Source organism: Nocardia sp. NPDC058705, from assembly GCF_042749305.1.
Classification (GTDB): domain Bacteria; phylum Actinomycetota; class Actinomycetes; order Mycobacteriales; family Mycobacteriaceae; genus Nocardia.
The window spans coordinates 91,111-108,730 of the sequence record NZ_JBHYRN010000024.1 but is presented as its reverse complement, the minus strand read 5'-3'; the positions used below and the strand labels follow the sequence as shown (position 1 = coordinate 108,730).

The 17,620-nt window shown below is 67.5% G+C and carries 14 protein-coding genes; 9 read left to right on the top strand and 5 right to left on the bottom strand.

The window, feature by feature from the left end:
- Positions 1-130 precede the first annotated feature (130 nt).
- Complete coding sequence (locus ACFW6D_RS24380) at positions 131-1,078, bottom strand: hypothetical protein (protein WP_379331717.1); 948 nt, start codon at positions 1,076-1,078, stop codon at positions 131-133.
- A 136-nt stretch (positions 1,079-1,214) separates the two neighbouring features.
- Here ACFW6D_RS24380 and icmF point away from each other — a divergent pair, with 136 nt between their 5' ends.
- The 3 genes from icmF (at position 1,215) to ACFW6D_RS24365 (ending at position 6,030) form a co-directional block, all read left to right on the top strand.
- Positions 1,215-4,424 carry a fused isobutyryl-CoA mutase/GTPase IcmF gene (icmF, locus tag ACFW6D_RS24375; protein WP_379331715.1) on the top strand — a complete coding sequence of 1,070 codons (3,210 nt, stop codon included), beginning with the start codon at positions 1,215-1,217 and terminating at the stop codon, positions 4,422-4,424.
- A gap of 81 nt (positions 4,425-4,505) precedes the next feature.
- Complete coding sequence (locus tag ACFW6D_RS24370; protein WP_379331714.1) at positions 4,506-5,573, top strand: amidohydrolase family protein; 1,068 nt, start codon at positions 4,506-4,508, stop codon at positions 5,571-5,573.
- 49 nt (positions 5,574-5,622) lie between these two features.
- Positions 5,623-6,030, top strand: a complete 408-nt coding sequence (locus ACFW6D_RS24365) for a DUF3224 domain-containing protein (RefSeq protein ID WP_379331712.1) — start codon at positions 5,623-5,625, stop codon at positions 6,028-6,030.
- Position 6,031: 1 nt separating this feature from the next.
- Here ACFW6D_RS24365 and ACFW6D_RS24360 read toward each other — a convergent pair whose 3' ends face one another.
- A complete protein-coding gene (locus tag ACFW6D_RS24360) occupies positions 6,032-6,781 on the bottom strand; it encodes an SWIM zinc finger family protein (RefSeq protein ID WP_379331710.1) in 750 nt (249 codons plus the stop codon).
- A complete protein-coding gene (locus ACFW6D_RS24355; RefSeq protein ID WP_379331708.1) occupies positions 6,781-9,582 on the bottom strand; it encodes a DEAD/DEAH box helicase in 2,802 nt (933 codons plus the stop codon). Before ACFW6D_RS24355 ends, ACFW6D_RS24360 begins: the two co-directional genes overlap by 1 nt.
- 166 nt (positions 9,583-9,748) lie before the next feature.
- Here ACFW6D_RS24355 and ACFW6D_RS24350 point away from each other — a divergent pair, with 166 nt between their 5' ends.
- Together ACFW6D_RS24350 and ACFW6D_RS24345 are read left to right on the top strand one after the other, a co-directional pair.
- The gene (locus ACFW6D_RS24350; protein ID WP_379236563.1) at positions 9,749-10,111 is read left to right on the top strand and encodes a hypothetical protein; all 363 of its coding nucleotides are present in this window, start codon (positions 9,749-9,751) and stop codon (positions 10,109-10,111) included.
- 88 nt (positions 10,112-10,199) lie between these two features.
- Positions 10,200-10,886, top strand: a complete 687-nt coding sequence (locus ACFW6D_RS24345; protein ID WP_379331706.1) for an HNH endonuclease family protein — start codon at positions 10,200-10,202, stop codon at positions 10,884-10,886.
- Between the two features lie 131 nt (positions 10,887-11,017).
- Here the strand turns inward: ACFW6D_RS24345 and ACFW6D_RS24340 are convergent, their stop codons facing one another.
- Complete coding sequence (locus ACFW6D_RS24340; RefSeq protein ID WP_379331704.1) at positions 11,018-11,836, bottom strand: sulfurtransferase; 819 nt, start codon at positions 11,834-11,836, stop codon at positions 11,018-11,020.
- 347 nt (positions 11,837-12,183) lie between these two features.
- Here ACFW6D_RS24340 and ACFW6D_RS24335 point away from each other — a divergent pair, with 347 nt between their 5' ends.
- Positions 12,184-13,386, top strand: a complete 1,203-nt coding sequence (locus ACFW6D_RS24335; protein WP_379331702.1) for a benzoate/H(+) symporter BenE family transporter — start codon at positions 12,184-12,186, stop codon at positions 13,384-13,386.
- Between the two features lie 110 nt (positions 13,387-13,496).
- Here ACFW6D_RS24335 and ACFW6D_RS24330 read toward each other — a convergent pair whose 3' ends face one another.
- On the bottom strand, positions 13,497-13,988 hold the full coding sequence (locus ACFW6D_RS24330) for an Lrp/AsnC family transcriptional regulator (protein ID WP_379331700.1): 492 nt from the start codon (positions 13,986-13,988) through the stop codon (positions 13,497-13,499).
- A 172-nt stretch (positions 13,989-14,160) separates the two neighbouring features.
- Between ACFW6D_RS24330 and pdhA the strand changes: the two genes are divergently transcribed.
- Genes pdhA through ACFW6D_RS24315 form a run of 3 tightly spaced genes read left to right on the top strand, consistent with a single transcriptional unit; the run spans position 14,161 to position 17,545 of the window.
- Positions 14,161-15,243, top strand: coding sequence for a pyruvate dehydrogenase (acetyl-transferring) E1 component subunit alpha (gene pdhA / locus ACFW6D_RS24325; RefSeq protein ID WP_379331698.1), 1,083 nt, complete (start codon positions 14,161-14,163; stop codon positions 15,241-15,243).
- A complete protein-coding gene (locus tag ACFW6D_RS24320) occupies positions 15,240-16,214 on the top strand; it encodes an alpha-ketoacid dehydrogenase subunit beta (protein WP_379331696.1) in 975 nt (324 codons plus the stop codon). Before pdhA ends, ACFW6D_RS24320 begins: the two co-directional genes overlap by 4 nt.
- Positions 16,211-17,545 (top strand): dihydrolipoamide acetyltransferase family protein, encoded by a 1,335-nt coding sequence (locus ACFW6D_RS24315; protein ID WP_379331694.1) that lies wholly within the window; start codon positions 16,211-16,213, stop codon positions 17,543-17,545. The genes ACFW6D_RS24320 and ACFW6D_RS24315 overlap by 4 nt, the downstream gene beginning before the upstream one ends.
- Positions 17,546-17,620 lie beyond the last annotated feature (75 nt).

Here is a 17,620-nt window from a genome sequence, read left to right as displayed (position 1 = left end):
CGCCAGCAACGGCGTCTAACCGGCGGCCCCTTGGGGCCGCGACTCGAGCGCGCCAGCGCTCCAACAAACACAGCCTCAAACCTCAGGGACAACTCAAACCCCGAAGTTCTGCGATACAAAACGCTTCGGACTACCAAACCCCTGTTGCCCGCGACCGAGCAACCAAAACCACCAACCCAACCGCAAGCACCACCGCACCAACCCCCAACACCACACTCGCAACAACCGGCCCACCACCAGTGTGATCAGCCACCACCTGCACCACCGCAACCGCAACCCCCGCCGCCCCACCCAGCACCAACACCGCCTCCCGCCGAACCACATACAGCACGAAGCACAACACACCGATCAGCGAGGTGAGGCCAGGCCGCCACAGCGAATCCCCGTACGTCACCGACTGCGCCCCGAACACCGCGATCACCCCGCCGAGCGCATATCCGGCCCATTCGGCCACCAGCAGGCGAGCGAGCCCGAACCACAACACACCGAACACCATCAGCGCGATCCCCTGCGACGGCGAGCCAGGCTGCTCCGAGGTCGCGCTCAGAATGCTCACCACCCCGAACCCCGCGACGGCGACCATCCCCAACACGCTCGGTACCAGCAGATATCCGAGCACCGCCACGACCAGTCCCACGATCGCCGCGTCGTATCCACGCGTGCCGAAGGCCGTCGCCACCGCCCCGGTCTCCGCGACCGCCGACAACACCACCAGCACCCCCGCCAACCTCACCCGCCCCGCCGCCGCGATCGGCACCCGCCGAAACACCCCCGAACACCCACCGCCCAACACCACCGCACCCCACATCGCACACCCGGCAACCACCACCAGCAACACCACCCGCCCCGACTGCGCCACCTGCGCCCACGCCTTGTCGACGAACAGCCCCAGCCCCGCCGCCACGAGCCCTGCCCCCACATACGCCACGATCTCGGCGGCCACCCGCGCCCCGCTAGCGCGCCCGACCCGCGCCTGCTCGTCGACCGCCCGCAGCACCGCGCCGCGTTGCTCCCCGCTGATCACCCCGGACGCCACCAGCCGTTCCAGCGCCACCGCCACCCGATGCTCGCCAACCATGCGTCGAGTATGTCGAGGTGCGGCACCGATTCCGCCGAAATCCGAGCGGGGCGTTTCGCGGCTAAGTGACGCCGACCACACTAGAATTAGTTTGATGTCCTAGTATCGGGCGATCTACTAATTGGCGGAGGCAGTCATGAGCCTGCATGTTCCTGCGAATCCTGTGCGGTTCGTGACCTCGGCGGCCCTGTTCGACGGGCACGACGCGGCGATCAACATCATGCGGCGGATCCTGCAGGCCCAGGGCGCCGAGGTGATCCACCTCGGACACAACCGGTCGGTGCGCGAAATCGTCGACGCGGTGGTCGAGGAGGACGTGCAGGGGGTCGCGGTCAGCTCGTATCAGGGCGGGCACATCGAGTTCTTCGAGTACCTGGCCGAGGCCTTGCGCGAGGCGGGCGCGGGTGAGGTGCGGATCTTCGGCGGGGGTGGCGGGGTGATCGTCGCCGAGGAGATCGAACGACTCGCGGCCAGTGGCGTGCGAATCTTCTCGCCCGAAGACGGCCAGCGCCTCGGTTTGCCCGGCATGATCAACGAACTGATCCAGCTGTGCGATGTCGACCCCGCCCGAAACACTCCCGACCTCGACGCCCTCTACACCGGTGATCGAAATGCCTTGGCGCGCACCATCACCTGCCTGCAGCAGGGCGCACTCCCAGAAACCGACCGAGCCGCGATCCTGGCCGCGGCGAACAAGCGGCAGGTCCCCGTTCTCGGTATCACCGGCACGGGCGGCTCCGGAAAGTCCTCTCTCACCGATGAATTGGTGCGTCGACTGCGTACCGACCAGCAGGACAAACTGCGGATCGCCGTCCTCGCGGTGGACCCGACCCGCAGGCGCGCGGGCGGCGCCCTGCTCGGTGACCGCATCCGGATGAACGCCCTCGACGGCGAGCACGTCTACTTCCGTTCCCTGGCGACGCGCGGCAATCACGAACTGCCCGACGATATCGACACCATGATCGCCGCCTGCCGCGCCGCCGGTCACGACCTGGTCATCCTCGAAACTCCCGGCATCGGCCAGGGTGACGCGGGCATCGTCGACCACGTGGATGTGGCGCTGTATGTGATGACACCGGAGTTCGGCGCCGCCTCCCAGCTCGAGAAGATCGACATGCTCGACTACGCCGATGTCGTCGCGATCAACAAGTACGAGCGCCGTGGTGCGGCCGATGCTGTTCGCGATGTGGCGCGCCAATTGATCCGCAACCGTGCGGAATTCGGTGCGAGCCCCGCGGATATGCCGGTCTTCGGCACCAGCGCCGCAACTTTCGACGACGACGGCGTCACCGCGCTGTACCAGCACCTCACCGGCTTGCTCACCGAGCACGGCCTCACTCTCGAACCAGGTGCCCTCCCCCGCGTGGACACCAAGGTCTCGACCCGCTTCGCCCAGCTCGTCCCGCCGTCACGGGTCCGCTACCTGGCCGACATCGCCGACACCGTCCGCGGCTATCACGCCGACACCCAGCGCGAAGTCGCTGCCGCCCAACGAATTCAACGTCTGACCCTGGTTCATGAAGAGCTGCCCGACGACACCGCGGTCACCGACCTGCTCGATCAGGCTCGCCCGACACTCTCCACAGCCTCGACCACCGCGCTCGCCGAATGGCCGACGGTCGCCGAGAGCTACCGAGGCGAGGAGCAAGTGGTCCGCATCCGCGACCGCGAACTACGCACACCACTGCGCCGCGAATCCCTCTCCGGCACAAGCATTCCCCGCGTCGCTCTCCCCCGCTTCACCGACGACGGCGAACTCCTGCGTTTCCTGCGCGCCGAGAACCTCCCCGGCCGATTCCCGTTCACCGCAGGCGTTTTCCCCTTCAAACGCGAAAACGAGGACCCCGCACGGATGTTCGCGGGCGAGGGCGACCCGGCCCGCACCAATCGCCGCTTCAAGGTCCTCAGCGCCCACGCCGAAGCCACCCGCCTGTCCACCGCGTTCGATTCGGTCACCCTCTACGGCCACGACCCCGCCGAGCGCCCCGACATCTACGGCAAGGTCGGCACCTCGGGTGTCTCGGTGGCCACCGTCGAGGACATGCGCACCCTGTTCGACGGTTTCGACCTCGGCGCCCCGACCACCTCGGTCTCGATGACCATCAACGGCCCCGCCCCGACCATCCTCGCGTTCTTCCTCAACACCGCCATCGACCAAGCGCTGCAACGCTTCTGCGAAGCCGAGGGCCGCGAGCCGTCCCCCGAGGAAGCCGCCGACATCCGGGCGCACACCCTCTCGACCGTGCGCGGCACCGTCCAAGCCGACATCCTCAAGGAGGATCAGGGCCAGAACACCTGCCTGTTCTCCACCGAATTCAGCCTGCGCATGATGGCCGACGTGCAGGAATGGTTCGTGCGCAACGACGTCCGCAATTTCTATTCGGTCTCGATTTCGGGATATCACATCGCGGAGGCGGGCGCGAACCCCATCAGCCAGCTCGCCTTCACCCTCGCCAACGGATTCACCTATGTGGAGACCTATCTCGCGCGCGGGCTGGCGATCGACGACTTCGCCCCGAATCTTTCCTTCTTCTTCTCCAACGGCATGGACCCCGAATACACGGTGATCGGCCGGGTGGCCCGGCGGATCTGGGCGATCGCCATGCGCGACCGTTACGGCGCCGGCGAACGCGCACAGAAACTCAAGTACCACGTGCAGACCTCGGGCCGTTCACTGCACGCACAGGAAATGCAGTTCAACGACATTCGCACCACCCTGCAGGCGCTGATCGCGGTCTACGACAATTGCAACAGCCTGCACACCAACGCTTTCGACGAGGCGGTGACCACACCGACCGAGGATTCGGTGCGTCGCGCACTGGCTATTCAGCTCATCATCGCCAAAGAATGGGGGCTGGCCGTCAACGAGAATCCGCTGCAGGGCAGTTTTATCGTCGACGAACTCACCGACCTCGTCGAGGAAGCGGTGCTGCTGGAATTCGAGCGGATCAGCGAACGCGGCGGCGTGCTCGGCGCCATGGAGACCGGCTATCAGCGCGGTCGCATCCAGGACGAGTCCATGCGCTATGAGCAGCGCAAACACGACGGATCACTGCCGATCGTCGGGGTGAACACCTTCCGCGGCCGCGACGACAACACCGAAGCTGCCCCGCTGGAATTGGCCCGCGGCACCGAAACCGAACGGCGCTCCCAACTGGACCGGCTACACAGTTTCCAGACCGAGCACGCCGAACAATCCCATCGCGCGCTGGCCCGATTGACCGAGGTCGCCCATACCGACGGCAATATTTTCGATGTGCTCATGGACGCGGCGCGGATCTGCACATTGCAGCAGGTCACCGATGCCTTCTTCGCGGTGGGCGGGCAGTATCGGCGCACTGTTTGACCAACGTAATCCGTCGCTGCCCGCCGCAGGCATGTGACAATCGCGGTGAGCTCTGCCAGCGGCGGCGACAGGACGCACAGCATGGATCTGACCGATTTCGACATCATCGATGCCCACATTCACCAGTGGGAGCCGCGTGCCACACCGCGCGAGTTCAGCAAGCTCGCGAAACTGATGCGCTATCTGCCGGTGCCGGTCGATATCGCGGCAAAACTGGCTCCGCGTAGTGATCGCGAATTCGTCGGCGCCCCCGACGCCTACCTGCAGCCTTATCTGCCCGCCGACTACCGCGACGACCTCGGATCCACGCGGGTGAAATCGGTGGTCGACGTCGAGGTGCAATGGGCGGGGTGGAAACCCGACGAGACGCGATGGGTGGCCAGCCTGCCGTTCGGCGTCGACACGCCCGCGCTGGCCGGGATCGTCAGCGCGGCCGACCCCGCGGCGAGCGATTTCGGCGCGGTGCTCGACGCGCATCAATCCGCGTCACCGCTGTTCCACGGCATCCGGACGACCGTCGCCTACCACCCCGACCGGGGCGTGAAATCCTTCGCGACCCACGACGGCACCCTCACCGCGCCTGCGTTCCTCGACGGCATCGGGCAACTCGCCGATCGGGGGCTCTCCCTGGACGCGTGGGTGTACTCGGGCCAGCTCCCCGAGGTGACAGCGCTGGCCGAACGTTTCCCCGAGGTGCCGATCGTGCTCGACCACCTTGGCACCCCGGCGGGCATCTTCGGGCCGGTCGGCAAGGACACCGGGCACACCGCCAGACAGCGGGAGGTGCTGCTGCATCGGTGGCGCGACGATCTCACCGACCTGGCCGCGCAGCCGAACGTGGTGGCCAAGGTGAGCGGGCTGATGATGCCGGTGCTCGGGCATCCGGTCCCGCCACGTGGCACGGTGACGCCCGTGCCGACGCTGCTCGGGCGGGTGGGTCCGCTGCTGGCGCACGCGCTGGATGTGTTCGGTGTCGACCGGCTGATCTGGGGGTCGAACTTCCCGGTCGACAAGCCGATCACCAGTCTCAGTGGGGCGGTCGAGACGGTGGCGACCGGGCTCAGCGACGCGGGTGCGAGCACCGACGACCTGCGGAAGGTGTTCGGCGGCAATGCTGTCCGGTTCTACCGGATCGAACCGACCTACTGATTCGCCGCGCATCCTCGTTTATGTCGGTGCGCGGGTTTAGCATCGGCGCATGAAAGCCATCGGCACCTTCGAGGTCACCGCATTCGATCCCACCGACCTGACTCCGCAGCCGCCCATCGTCACCGGGATGCCGGTCGGCATCTCGACCATGACGAAGGCCTACGCGGGTGAGATCGAGGGACTCTCGGCCACGCTGTTCACCGCCGCCTTCGACATGAGCACCGGCGCGGGCACCTATCTCGCGATGGAGTCGTTCGAGGGTGCGCTCAACGGCAAGGCCGGCGCGTTCAATTTCGTGCACTCCGCCACCACCAGTGGCACCGACCGCACCGACGAGTTCTTCCACATCGTCCCCGGCAGCGGCACCAGCGAACTGACCGGCATCACCGGGACCGGTGCGCTGTATGTGGATGCCGAAGGGGGACACCACATCTGGTTCGAATACGAGCTGGGCTGATTCAGTCGTCGAATTCGGCATAGAGCGAGCGTAATTCGCGGAGGCCAGTCGCCGCGGTCGGTTCGTCCTCTGCCGACATCCGTAGAGCGCGACGCAGTGGAATCGCGTCGAGATCGTCGATGACGGCGTGGAATTCGATGCGGGGCAGCTCGGGCAGGACCAGTTGGTCGCCGTAGAGGTCGTCGGAATCGGCGGTGCGCGCGGACTTCTCGACGCCGCCGATGAGGGTGTCGAGGTCGAGGCCGCGCAGGGTGAGGATCTCGCTCGGCTGTTCGTCGAGGCGCTCGGCGAGCAGGTAGCAGACCGCGGCGACGTGCTTGCAGGGCCAACCCATGTCCGGGCAGCTGCAGGTGAAGTCGAGTTCCGAGGCCGTGGTCGGCAACAGGTGCGGGCCGAGCGCGGGCGGCAGTGCGCCCGAGGCGATCTCGGCGAGCATGCCGGGCGCTTCGCGGATCTCGGCGAGCAACAGCTCGATTTCCTCGTCGCGTAACGGTCGGATCGACAGCACCGAGGTGAACGGGCTGGGCTGACTGCCCTGCACCTCTGCGGTTACCGCGCCACGTTCGATCCGGTAGTTCACCACCTGCCCGACCCTGGCATAGGTGCGTCCGCGCGAGAGCCTGCCCGCGTCGGCCACCTTCTCCACCGCGTCGAGCAGCGATTTGCCCCACCAAGTCCGGCCGAAACCGCCGCGCGCCTTGGCGCCACCGCGCACCGGCTTACGCGGGCCGAACTGGCTGAAGTCGGTCATCAGTCACCCACCGCTTCGGCGCCGAGAGTGAACAGCTCGCGCAGTTCGTCGGTGCTCATCTCGGTGATCCAGTTCTCCCCCGCACCGACGGCCAGATCCGCCAAAGCCTTTTTCCCGTTGATCATTTCGTCGATCCGCTCCTCGATGGTGTCGACACACACCAGCTTGCGGACCTGCACCGCGCGCTGCTGGCCGATCCGGAACGCGCGGTCGGTGGCCTGGTTCTCCACCGCCGGATTCCACCAACGGTCCAGGTGGATCACATGATTGGCGGCAGTGAGGTTGAGGCCGGTGCCGCCCGCCTTGAGCGAGAGCAACATCAGGGGTGGGCCGTTCTCGCCCTGGAAACCGGTCACCATGTCGTCGCGTTTCTGCTTGGTGACGCCGCCGTGCAGGAAGGGGATCGGGGTGCCGAACCGTTCGGTGAGATAGGGCAGGATCAGGTCACCGAATTCGCGGAACTGGGTGAAGAGCAGGGCCTTCTCGCCGTCGGCGATGACCGAGTCGAGGACGTCCTCGACCAGCGCCAGCTTGCCGGAGCGGTGGCCGCCGCGCCGCAGGATCGGTGAACCGTCGCCCAGGTAGTGCGCGGGGTGGTTGCAGACCTGCTTGAGCCGGGTCAGCGCGCCGAGCACAGCGCCCTTGCGCGCCATGCCTTTCGCGTCTTTGAGTTTCTCCAGCATGTCGTCGACGACGGCCTGGTAGAGGGCGGCCTGTTCGACGGTGAGGTTGGCCCTGACCGTCATTTCCAGTTTCTCCGGCAGGTCGCTGATCACTGTCGGATCGGTTTTGAGCCTGCGCAGCACGAACGGGTCGGTGATCAGGCGCAGCCTGTCGATGGCCTGCTGGTCGCGTTCGCGTTCGATCGGCACCGCGAATTTGGCGCGGAACGATTGCGGGCTGCCGAGCAGTTTGGGCATGGCGAAGTCGAACAGGGCGCGCAGTTCTTCCAGGCGGTTCTCCACCGGAGTTCCGGTGAGCGCCAAGCGATGTCGTGCTTTCAGCGCTCGCGCCGCCCGAGCCTGTCTGGTCACCGCGTTCTTGATGTGTTGCGCTTCGTCGAGGACGATTCGTTCCCACCGCTGTTCGTTCAGCAGGGTGATATCGCGGGCGAGCAGGGCGTAGGTGGTGATCACCAGGTCCGAATCAGCGACTGCCGCAGCGAATTCCGCACCGGTAAGGCGGCCCGGTCCGTGGTGCACGAGCACGCGAAGATCAGGCGCGAACCGTTGCGTCTCCCGCTGCCAGTTGCCGACCACCGACATCGGGCAAACCAGCAAGGTAGGTCCGCGTGCGCCGACCAGATCGGCTTCACGCTCGTGGACCAGCAGTGCCAGCACCTGCACGGTCTTGCCCAGACCCATATCGTCGGCGAGGATCGCGCCGCAGTTCAGCCTGCTCATCGTGGCCAGCCAGCTCAGACCCCGTTCCTGATACGGGCGGAGCTGGGCTTTCAGGCCGACCGGAACCGGCACCGGCTCGGGTTCGCTTTCCCTGGCGAACAATTCGGCCGCCCAACCATCGGCGGTGACCTCGGTGACCGGGACATTGTCCACCCGTTCGGCGGCGAGTTCGCCGATCATGTCGGCCAGGGTGATCGGGCTGTCGTCGGCGTGCTTGGCCACGTAGCGCGCGGCCGCGGCCAGTGCGCGGTGGTCGGCCTGCACCCATTCGCCGCGCAACTGGACCAGATCCGACTTGCTGTTGATCAGCCGTTCCATCTCGGCCTGGGTGAGCACCAGGTCACCGAGCGCCAATTCCCAACGGTAGGACAGCAATCCACTGAGCCCTACGGTGGATTCGGCAGCAGCCGGGCTGCTCACCCGCAACCGCATGCTCGGTTCGGCGATGTTCCAGGCACGCGGGAGCAGCAGACGAATCCCGGCTTCTTGCAAGGCGTGCGCGCCGTGGGCGACCAGGTCGGCGACGACTTCGGTCGGCAGCAGCAGGTCGAGGCCGCGTGGGTCGGTGGGCAGGTCGCGCAGCCGCGGGTAGGCCTTGCGTGCCTGGCCGAGCTTTTCGGCCGCGGTGCGCACGAGCACCGGATCATCCTCGAACACCACGGGTTTCGGTGCGTCGTCGACGGGACGCAGACACACCTGCAGGCGCCACAGCGCGACCGATTCGTCGACGGAACCGAACTCACCATCGGGTTCGCACAGGCGCAGCACCAGTTCGGGCTCGTCGGCGGCGTAGCCCTCCCGCCACTGGCTCAGCGTTTCGGACAGGCGGTAGGAGCCGACGTCCAAGGGGGTGTCGTCGACCAATGCGGCCAGTAGCGGGTGGGTCTGTGGTTGTTGCGTGAGGTATTCGCGGGCGATCGGGTCGGTGAGATGGGTGCACAGGTCTTCCAGCACCGCGGCGGGCGAACCGGCGACCCGCAGCGCGGGCGGCATCGCGGTGGCCAGTTCGGCAAGCCATGCCCGCTGACGTTGACCGCCGACCAGCCGCCAGCGCACCCACCACTGACCGTCGGCCCGCTCGATCTGCGGCACCACCCGGCCGGCCCGCACCCATCGTTCGATACCGCGCGCGACGTGCGCGAGGAACCGCAGGTCGCCGGCGATGTGCTCGCGCGGCAGGCGGCTGCGCAGCACAACGGCCGCCGTGGGTGGCGCGAGCGCGTGCGCGCGAACCTCGGCGGTCGCCGACTGCCGCGCGGCATCGACGAGGAGCACCTCGGCGCGGTGGCGGAACCGGGCGCGGTCCAAGATGTCGCCGAGCACCGACCCCACGGCCACCGGCTCCGCGTCGTGCCACAGCAGTAGGCCCGATTCGGGGGACCACAGACCGTGCAGCATGGGTTCCATCCAAGCAGGCGGCACCGACACCGATCACGGCCGCCATAGGTCTGGATTTCTCGCCGCAACGAGAACATACTGAGATAATCCCAGGTCACGGGCCGGAACACCCACCGGCGACAACTCCATATCTCACCCACCCCTGAAATTCGTGCGGAGGGCAGCGATGACGATTCTGCTCCAGGTACTCGAGCAGAGCTACACCCCCAACACCCCTTGGGAACGGCGCAAATTCACCTTCATCGACACCACGAAAATCCTCGGCATGCGTCTGGACGGTCAAGCAGGCGTCTGGCTCGATCTGTCGCGGCCGGGTGAATCCCAACGGCTGGCCCACACCATCGACCCGCGGGAATCCATCACCTTCCTGCTCACCGTCTTCGCCAAGATCGCCGAATGCGAGGACCGCGGCGGCTCCTGGCTGATCGGCCACGACGGCACCCACGTCTCCTCGATCGCCGCGACGCGCTTCCCACCCCGCGCCGCGGACCTGGAGGCCGAGGACCTGCTGGCTCGAGCTTGGTTATAGGCCCGTCCAGGTCCACCGCGTCGACGCGGGCCGGGCCGCTGCGTCGGGCGTCGGTTGCTGTCGGTGGCATCGGCTACAACATGCGGGTATGGGGAAACCTGCGTGGTTGCTCGTGCTGGTGCTCGCTCTTGCCGGGTGCGGGGTGATCGGGCTCGATGAGCCGATCGTCCCCGCACCGGGCAGTCCGACGCGCGCCGAGGTCACTGCCCTGCTCGACCAGGTGCGCGTCATCGACGCGCGCCCGCGCCCCGGCGGCTACGAACGCGGCTGCAAAACGGGCCAGGCCTGTGTCTTCGGCCCGGCCTGGACCGACGATTCCGACGCCCCCGGCAGCCACGACGGCTGCGACACCCGCAACAACGTACTAGCCCTGCAGCTACGCGAGGTCGTCCATCGCGGCCGCTGCGTGGTCGTCGAAGGAGTCCTCACCGACCCCTACACCGCCACCGACATCCCCTTCACCAAATCCGACGCAGGCCGCATCCAGATCGACCACGTCTACCCACTGGCCGCCGCCTGGGACATGGGCGCCGCCACCTGGACCCCCGACAAACGCCGCCGCTTCGCCAACGACCTGTCGGTGAACCTGCTCGCCACCGGCGGGTCCACCAACCAATCCAAGGGCGACGACACCCCCGCCGCGTGGCTACCCCCTGCCCGCGCCAACCGCTGCTTCTACGCCGCCAAGTACCTCACGGTGGCCCTCGCCTACGACTTACCCATCACCGCCGCCGACAACGCGACCCTCCACGACATCGCCCGCGGGTGCCCTTGAATCCGGGTGTGCCCGCAGTGGGTCCGAGCCGGTGCTGCCACACCACCGACGCGGTCGCCACCCACGATCGGTGAGGCAGTCACCCAGCAGATGCGCCGGACAGCCCAGCATTGACGAACTCGCGCCAGCGCCTACTCTCCCGTCACCACGGTCCGCTTCGGGTCGTTCGACCACTGCGAATACGAGCCCGGGTAGAGGGCGGCGTCGATGCCGACGACGGCGAGGGCCGCGATCTGGTGGGCGGCGGTGACGCCGGATCCGCAGTACACCGCGACCGGGCCGTCACCGAATTCCGCGAATCGAGCGCGGAGTTCTTCGGGGCTGCGGAAATGTGCTGTGTCATCGAGGTTTTCGGCGGTCGGGGCACTGACCGCGCCGGGAATGTGCCCGGGGCGCGGATCGATCGGCTCGACTTCACCGCGATAGCGCTCGCCCGCCCGCGCGTCGAGCAGCACGCCCGGCCATTTCGCGGCGGCGTCGGCGTCGATCACCGGCAGGCCACCGGGACGCACAACCAGGTCACCGCCGGTCGGGTCCGGTTCTTCGCCGGTCGCGAGGTCGCCACCGGCCGCGACCCAGGCGGGCAAGCCGCCGTCGAGGATGCGTACGTCGTCTACGCCTGCCCAGCGCAGCAGCCACCATGCTCGTGCGGCTGCCATTGCGCCGGTGGCGTCGTACACCACGACCGATTCGCCATCCCCCAATCCCCAACTGCGCGCGCACTTCTCGAACGTGCCGGGGTCGGGTAGCGGGTGCCTGCCGCGGGCGGGTGACGGTGCGGCGGCAAGCTCGGTTTCCAGGTCGACGAAGACCGCGCCCGGAATATGGCCGTCGAGATAGTGCTGCGGACCGTTCGGATCACCCAGCGCCCACCGCACGTCGAGTAGGTGAATCTTGTTGTCCGCCAGTTCTTTCCGAAGCTCCGCCGCAGAGATCAACACCGCACCCACAACTATTCCTCCCAGCCGCTCCGACCTGCCGAACCGTTCCCGACACCCTACGCACCCGCCCCGAAGCCGGGCACCCGATGGCACGCGAAACAACTCGATCGGCACCGGACCCTCGGCCTTCACCGCGGTCGCCCGATCGCTACAACCGCGACGCCCTCCGCGTGCCACGCCTCGATCCACGCAGCCCCGCGCACCGGCACCAGCCACCGGACACGGGCGCCGCGCACGCGCACGGGCATGCGCAGGCCGGTCACGAAGACTGGACCGTAGATCTGCGTGCGTGAATCAGTCCACTTTCACGGGACTGGCAGGCGACGATCAGGGGTTCGTCGGGCAATATCGGCACAATGTCGCAGGTCTCCACCCCCTCCCCTGATGTCGCCGACAAACCGGCAGGCATCGCGCAGCCGCTCGGCGCCGGTGCGATCACCGCACTGGTCGGCTTCACGAGTTCGTTCGCGGTGGTGCTGAGCGGGTTGCGCGCGGTGGGAGCGAGTCCGGCGCAGGCGGCTTCGGGCCTGCTGGTGCTGTGCTTCACGCAGGGCATCGGCATTCTGCTGCTGAGTTTCCGGTACCGGATCCCGATCACCCTGGCCTGGTCGACGCCCGGCGCCGCCCTGCTCGCGAGCACCGGACTGGTCGTCGGTGGCTGGCCCGGCGCGGTCGCGGCGTTCGCGGTGACCGGGGTGCTGATCGTGATCACCGGACTGTGGCAACGGCTCGGTTCGCTGGTCGCCGCCATTCCCGTCCCGATCGCGCAGGCGATGCTGGCCGGGGTCCTCCTCCCGCTGTGTCTGGCCCCGGTGCAGGCGCTGCGCACCTCGCCCACCGTGGTGGTCCCGGTCATCGTGGTGTGGCTGGTGCTGCAACGGTTCGCACCCAAGTGGGCCGTGCTCGTCGCCTTCGCCACGGCGGCCGTCGGTACCGGCATCGACATCGTGGTCAACGACCGACACCTGGCGCTGTCCGAGATGGTTCCGGCCGTGGAACTGACTGTCCCCCAGTGGCATTGGCAGGCGATCATCGGTATCGCGATCCCGCTCTACATCGTCACCATGGCCTCCCAGAACATCCCGGGCGTCGCGGTGATGCGCTCGTTCGACTACCAGGTTCCGTGGCGCCCCGCCATGCTCGTCACCGGCATCGGCACCATCCTCGGCGCGCCTGCGGGCGGCCACGCGATCAACCTCGCCGCCATCAGCGCCGCCCTCGCCGCAGCCCCCGCCGCCAGCCCCGACCCCAAACGCCGCTGGATCGCCGCGGCCACCGCAGGCGGCACCTACCTCATCCTCGGCCTGGCGTCGGCCGCTTTGGTAACCCTGATCGCCGCGGCACCGGCAGGCACCATCGAAACCGTCGCGGGCCTGGCCCTCCTCGCCACCCTCGCCGCTGCCCTCACCGGCGCCCTCAGCGACCCGACCCACCGCATGGCAGCCCTGGTCACCTTCCTCGTAGCCGCCTCCGGCACCACTCTCTTCGGCATCGGCGGCGCCTTCTGGGCACTGGTCGCGGGCCTGCTCGTCCGCCGCATCCTCCCCACCGGCACCTGATTTGCGCGGACGCGTTCGCCGGCGGCGCGAATACGGGAGGTACGCGCGATGGGCGCGGGCGAGGCAGCGTTCCTCAGCCGCGGATGGCCGGATCGAATGCGTAGTTGCGCCTAGCTGGGACCGGCCAGACGATCCAGGAGCGGGCCGGTGCGTGGGCCGACGAGTTCGCGCATGACCAGGGCCATGTTGGTGCGTTCCACGCCGGGGATCTTCAGGATTCGGCCTGCGATGCGGTAGAGGTCGTCGGCGTCGCGGGCGACTATTCGGACGGTAAGGTCGGTGGCGCCGGTCATGCCGCAGACCTCGGTGACCTCGGTGACGTCGGCCAGGTCATCGACGACGGCGTCCAGGCGGTGCTGGTCGACAACCACCGCGACGAAGGCCGCCAGGGGGTAGCCGAGGGCGCGGGGTTCGACCCGGCGTTCGAAACTGCCGAGTACGCCGCCGCTGTCCCAGCGGGCCAGCCGCGCCTGCACCGTGTTGCGCGACAGGCCGAGGCGTGCCGCGAGTTCCACCCCGGTCGCACGGGGATTCGCGATCAACTCGCGCAGCAGTCGGGCGTCGGTGGCGTCGAGTGTCACGTCGGGTTCGCGACTGGTCATACAACGCAGTATGACAGCGTACGACCCCCGTAGACCAGGCATTCTGCTCATATACGCGTGTACCGCTTGCGCACTCCGCGTTATCGTGGATGCTGAGTGATACACATCGCACTCAGCGAAAGTGGCGTACCTGCATCGGCCCACAAGGCGCGGTAGCGAGGAGGCGATCACGATGTCGCAGAAGCAGACCTACCCGGTCCAGCTGATTCAACCCGACGGCCGTCGGGTGTTCGACAAAGAACACGGCGCGTTGGTCGCCGACATCGATGCCGAACGGTTACGGCAGCTGTACCGGGACCTGGTGGTCACCCGCCGGATCGACGTCGAGGCCACCGCCCTGCAACGCCAGGGCCAGCTCGGATTGTGGCCGCCGCTGCTGGGCCAGGAAGCCGCGCAGGTCGGCTCGGCGCACGCGCTGCACCCCGACGACTACGCCTTCTGCTCCTACCGCGAAACCGCCGTCGCCTACTGCCGCGGCGTCCCACCAGAGCAGCTCACCGCCCTGTGGCGCGGCGTCGCCCACCACTGCTGGGATCCCGACGAGGTCAATATGACCAACGCCAATATCGTCGTCGGCTCCCAGGGCCTGCACGCCACCGGCTACGCCTACGCGGCCCATCTCGACGGCGCCGACATCGCCACCATCGCCTATTTCGGTGACGGCGCGACGAGCCAGGGCGACATCGCCGAAGCATTCGGCTTCGCCGCGGCGTGGAGTGCGCCGGTGGTGTTCTTCTGCCAGAACAATCAGTGGGCGATCAGCGAACCGGTCTCCGTGCAGAGCCATATCCCTCTGGTGCGCCGGGCCGACGGTTACGGAATTCCGGGCGTGCAGGTCGACGGCAACGATGTCCTCGCCGTCCTGGCCGTCACCCGCCAGGCCGTCGAACGCGCGCGCACCGGCGGCGGCCCCACTTTCATCGCGGCCTTGACCTACCGGATGGGCCCGCACACCACCGCCGACGACCCCACCCGCTACCGCACCGCCGCCGATACCGAGTACTGGGGCCAGCGCGATCCCATCGAACGTGTGCGTTTACTCCTCGATCGCGAGGGCGAGCTCGCCCCCGAGTTCGTCGAGCAGGTCACCGCCGAGGCCGACGAGGTCGCCCGCCGCCTGCGCACCGCGACCATCGAGATGCCCGACCCCGACCCGGAGCGGATGTTCGACAACGTCTACGCGACCGAGCACCCACTGATGACCGAGCAGCGCCAACAGCTCTCGGCCTACCTCGCCGAAGGAGCGCCGTCATGATCACCACCTTCGCCGCCGCCCTCAACACCGGCCTGCGCCACGCGATGGAGGACGACACCAAGGTCGTGCTGCTCGGCGAGGACATCGGTCGCCTCGGTGGCGTGTTCCGGGTGACCGACACCCTGCAGAAAGATTTCGGCGACAACCGCGTCATCGACACACCCCTGGCCGAATCCGGCATCGTCGGAACAGCTTTCGGCATGGCGCTGCGTGGGTATCGACCGGTGGTGGAGATCCAGTTCGACGGTTTCGTCTATCCGGCCTTCGACCAGATCGTTTCCCAGGTCGCCAAGATCCACAATCGCACCGGCGGAAAGGCGAAGGCCCCGTTGACGATCCGCATTCCGTTCGGCGGCGGCATCGGCGCGGTCGAACACCATTCCGAATCACCGGAGGTGTATTTCGCGCACACTGCGGGGCTGCGCGTTGTATCACCGAGCACGCCCGCCGACGCGTATTCGATGATTCGCCAGGCCATCTCGCTGGACGACCCGGTTATTTTCTTCGAACCCAAACGTCGCTATTGGGACAAAGCCGACGTAGATTTCGAAGGCGAACCGGATCTGCCACTGCACAAGGCCAGGGTCTGCACCCGCGGCGCCGATGTCACCGTCGTCGCCTACGGCGGCACCGTGGCCACCGCGCTCACCGCCGCGAAAATCGCTGCCGAGGAAGGACATTCGCTCGAAGTGATCGACCTGCGCAGTCTCTCCCCCCTCGATGTCGACACGATCGCCGAATCGGTGAACAAGACCGGCAGGCTGGTCGTCGTGCACGAGGCGCCCGTGTTCGCCGGGCTCGGCGCCGAGATCGCTGCCCGCGTCACCGAACGCTGCTTCTATCACCTCGAGGCGCCGGTGCTGCGCGTCGGCGGCTTCGACATCCCCTACCCCCCGGCTAAGCTCGAAAAGCACCACCTGCCCGACCCCGACCGCATTCTGGCGGCGGTCGACCGCTGCCTTGCCGCATGAAAGGTGCCCTTGTGCCGGAACCAGCCGCCACCGACGACGGTCATGTTCTCGAGTTCCGCCTCCCCGATCTGGGCGAGGGCCTGGCCGACGGTGACCTGGTGTCCTGGGCCGTCGCGGTCGGCGACACGGTGGAGCTGAACCAGACCATCGCCGAGGTGGAGACCGCGAAGGCGGTGGTCGCGCTGCCCTCGCCGTTCTCCGGGGTGGTGGTCGAACTGCTGGCGCAACCCGGCGATACCGTGCCGGTCGGGGCACCGCTGATCCGGGTGCGCAACGACCTCGAGATCGCCCCGCCGCAGGTCGCCGAGCCCCGCACGAATGTGCTGGTCGGCTACGGTCCCGAGGCCGAATCCACTTCGCGGAGAAAGAAAGCGGTGCCGTCGATGGCATCGAGCACGCCGAGTACGCATCGCGCGGCCGCGACCCCAGCGGCGCGCAAGCTGGCCAAGGAACTCGGCATCGACCTGTGGTTCGTCGCCGGTTCGGGGCCGGAGGGCGCGGTCACCGTCGAAGACGTGCGTTCGGCCGTGCCGGTGACCCAGCCGCGCACCCTCGCCCGCCTCGGCGATGTCACGCCGACGCCGTCGAACGGTCATGTCACCGACGCCGACGGTCTGATCGAGCCGACCGCCCGCGAGGAACGCACTCCCATCTCGGGCATCCGCAAACGCACCGCCGCCGCGATGGCTGCCAGTTCGCGCACGATTCCGCAGGCCAGCACGTTCGTCACCGTCGACTGCACCGCCTCGATGGAACTGCTCGACCACTTGCGCACCACCAAGTCCTTCGAGGGTCTCACTCTCACCCCCCTGGCTCTGGTCGCCAAAGCGACGTTGGCGGCGATCGCGGAATATCCGGGAATCAATACCGCCTGGGACGAACAGAATCAGGAGATCGTCACCAAGCACTATGTGAATCTGGGGATCGCGGTCGCCTCGGATCGCGGGCTGATGGTGCCCAATCTCAAGGATGCGCAGTCGCTGAGTCTGCGCGAATTGTGCCGGGAGATCAGCTGGGCGGCCGACACCGCCCGCTCCGGCAATGCCACGCCCAACGACCTGCGTGGTGGAACATTCACCCTCACCAATGTCGGGGTCTTCGGTGTGGATTCCGGTGTCCCCCTGGTGAATCCTGGCGAAGCCGCGATTTTGTGCATCGGCTCTATTCGCAAGCGGCCCTGGGTGTTTCGTGACGAGCTGGCCGTCCGCTGGGTCACCACCCTCGGGCTGAGCTTCGATCACCGCATGGTCGACGGCGAACTCGGCGCTCGCTTCCTCGCCACCACCGCCGGTTTCCTCGAGGACCCATTGACGTTGCTCAGTCGCATTTGAGCGGGTGTCGGGGGTCGGCCGTATAGTTCGTGCCGGTGCGCGTTCGACCGGACTGCGTACTGCGCGAACGATGTC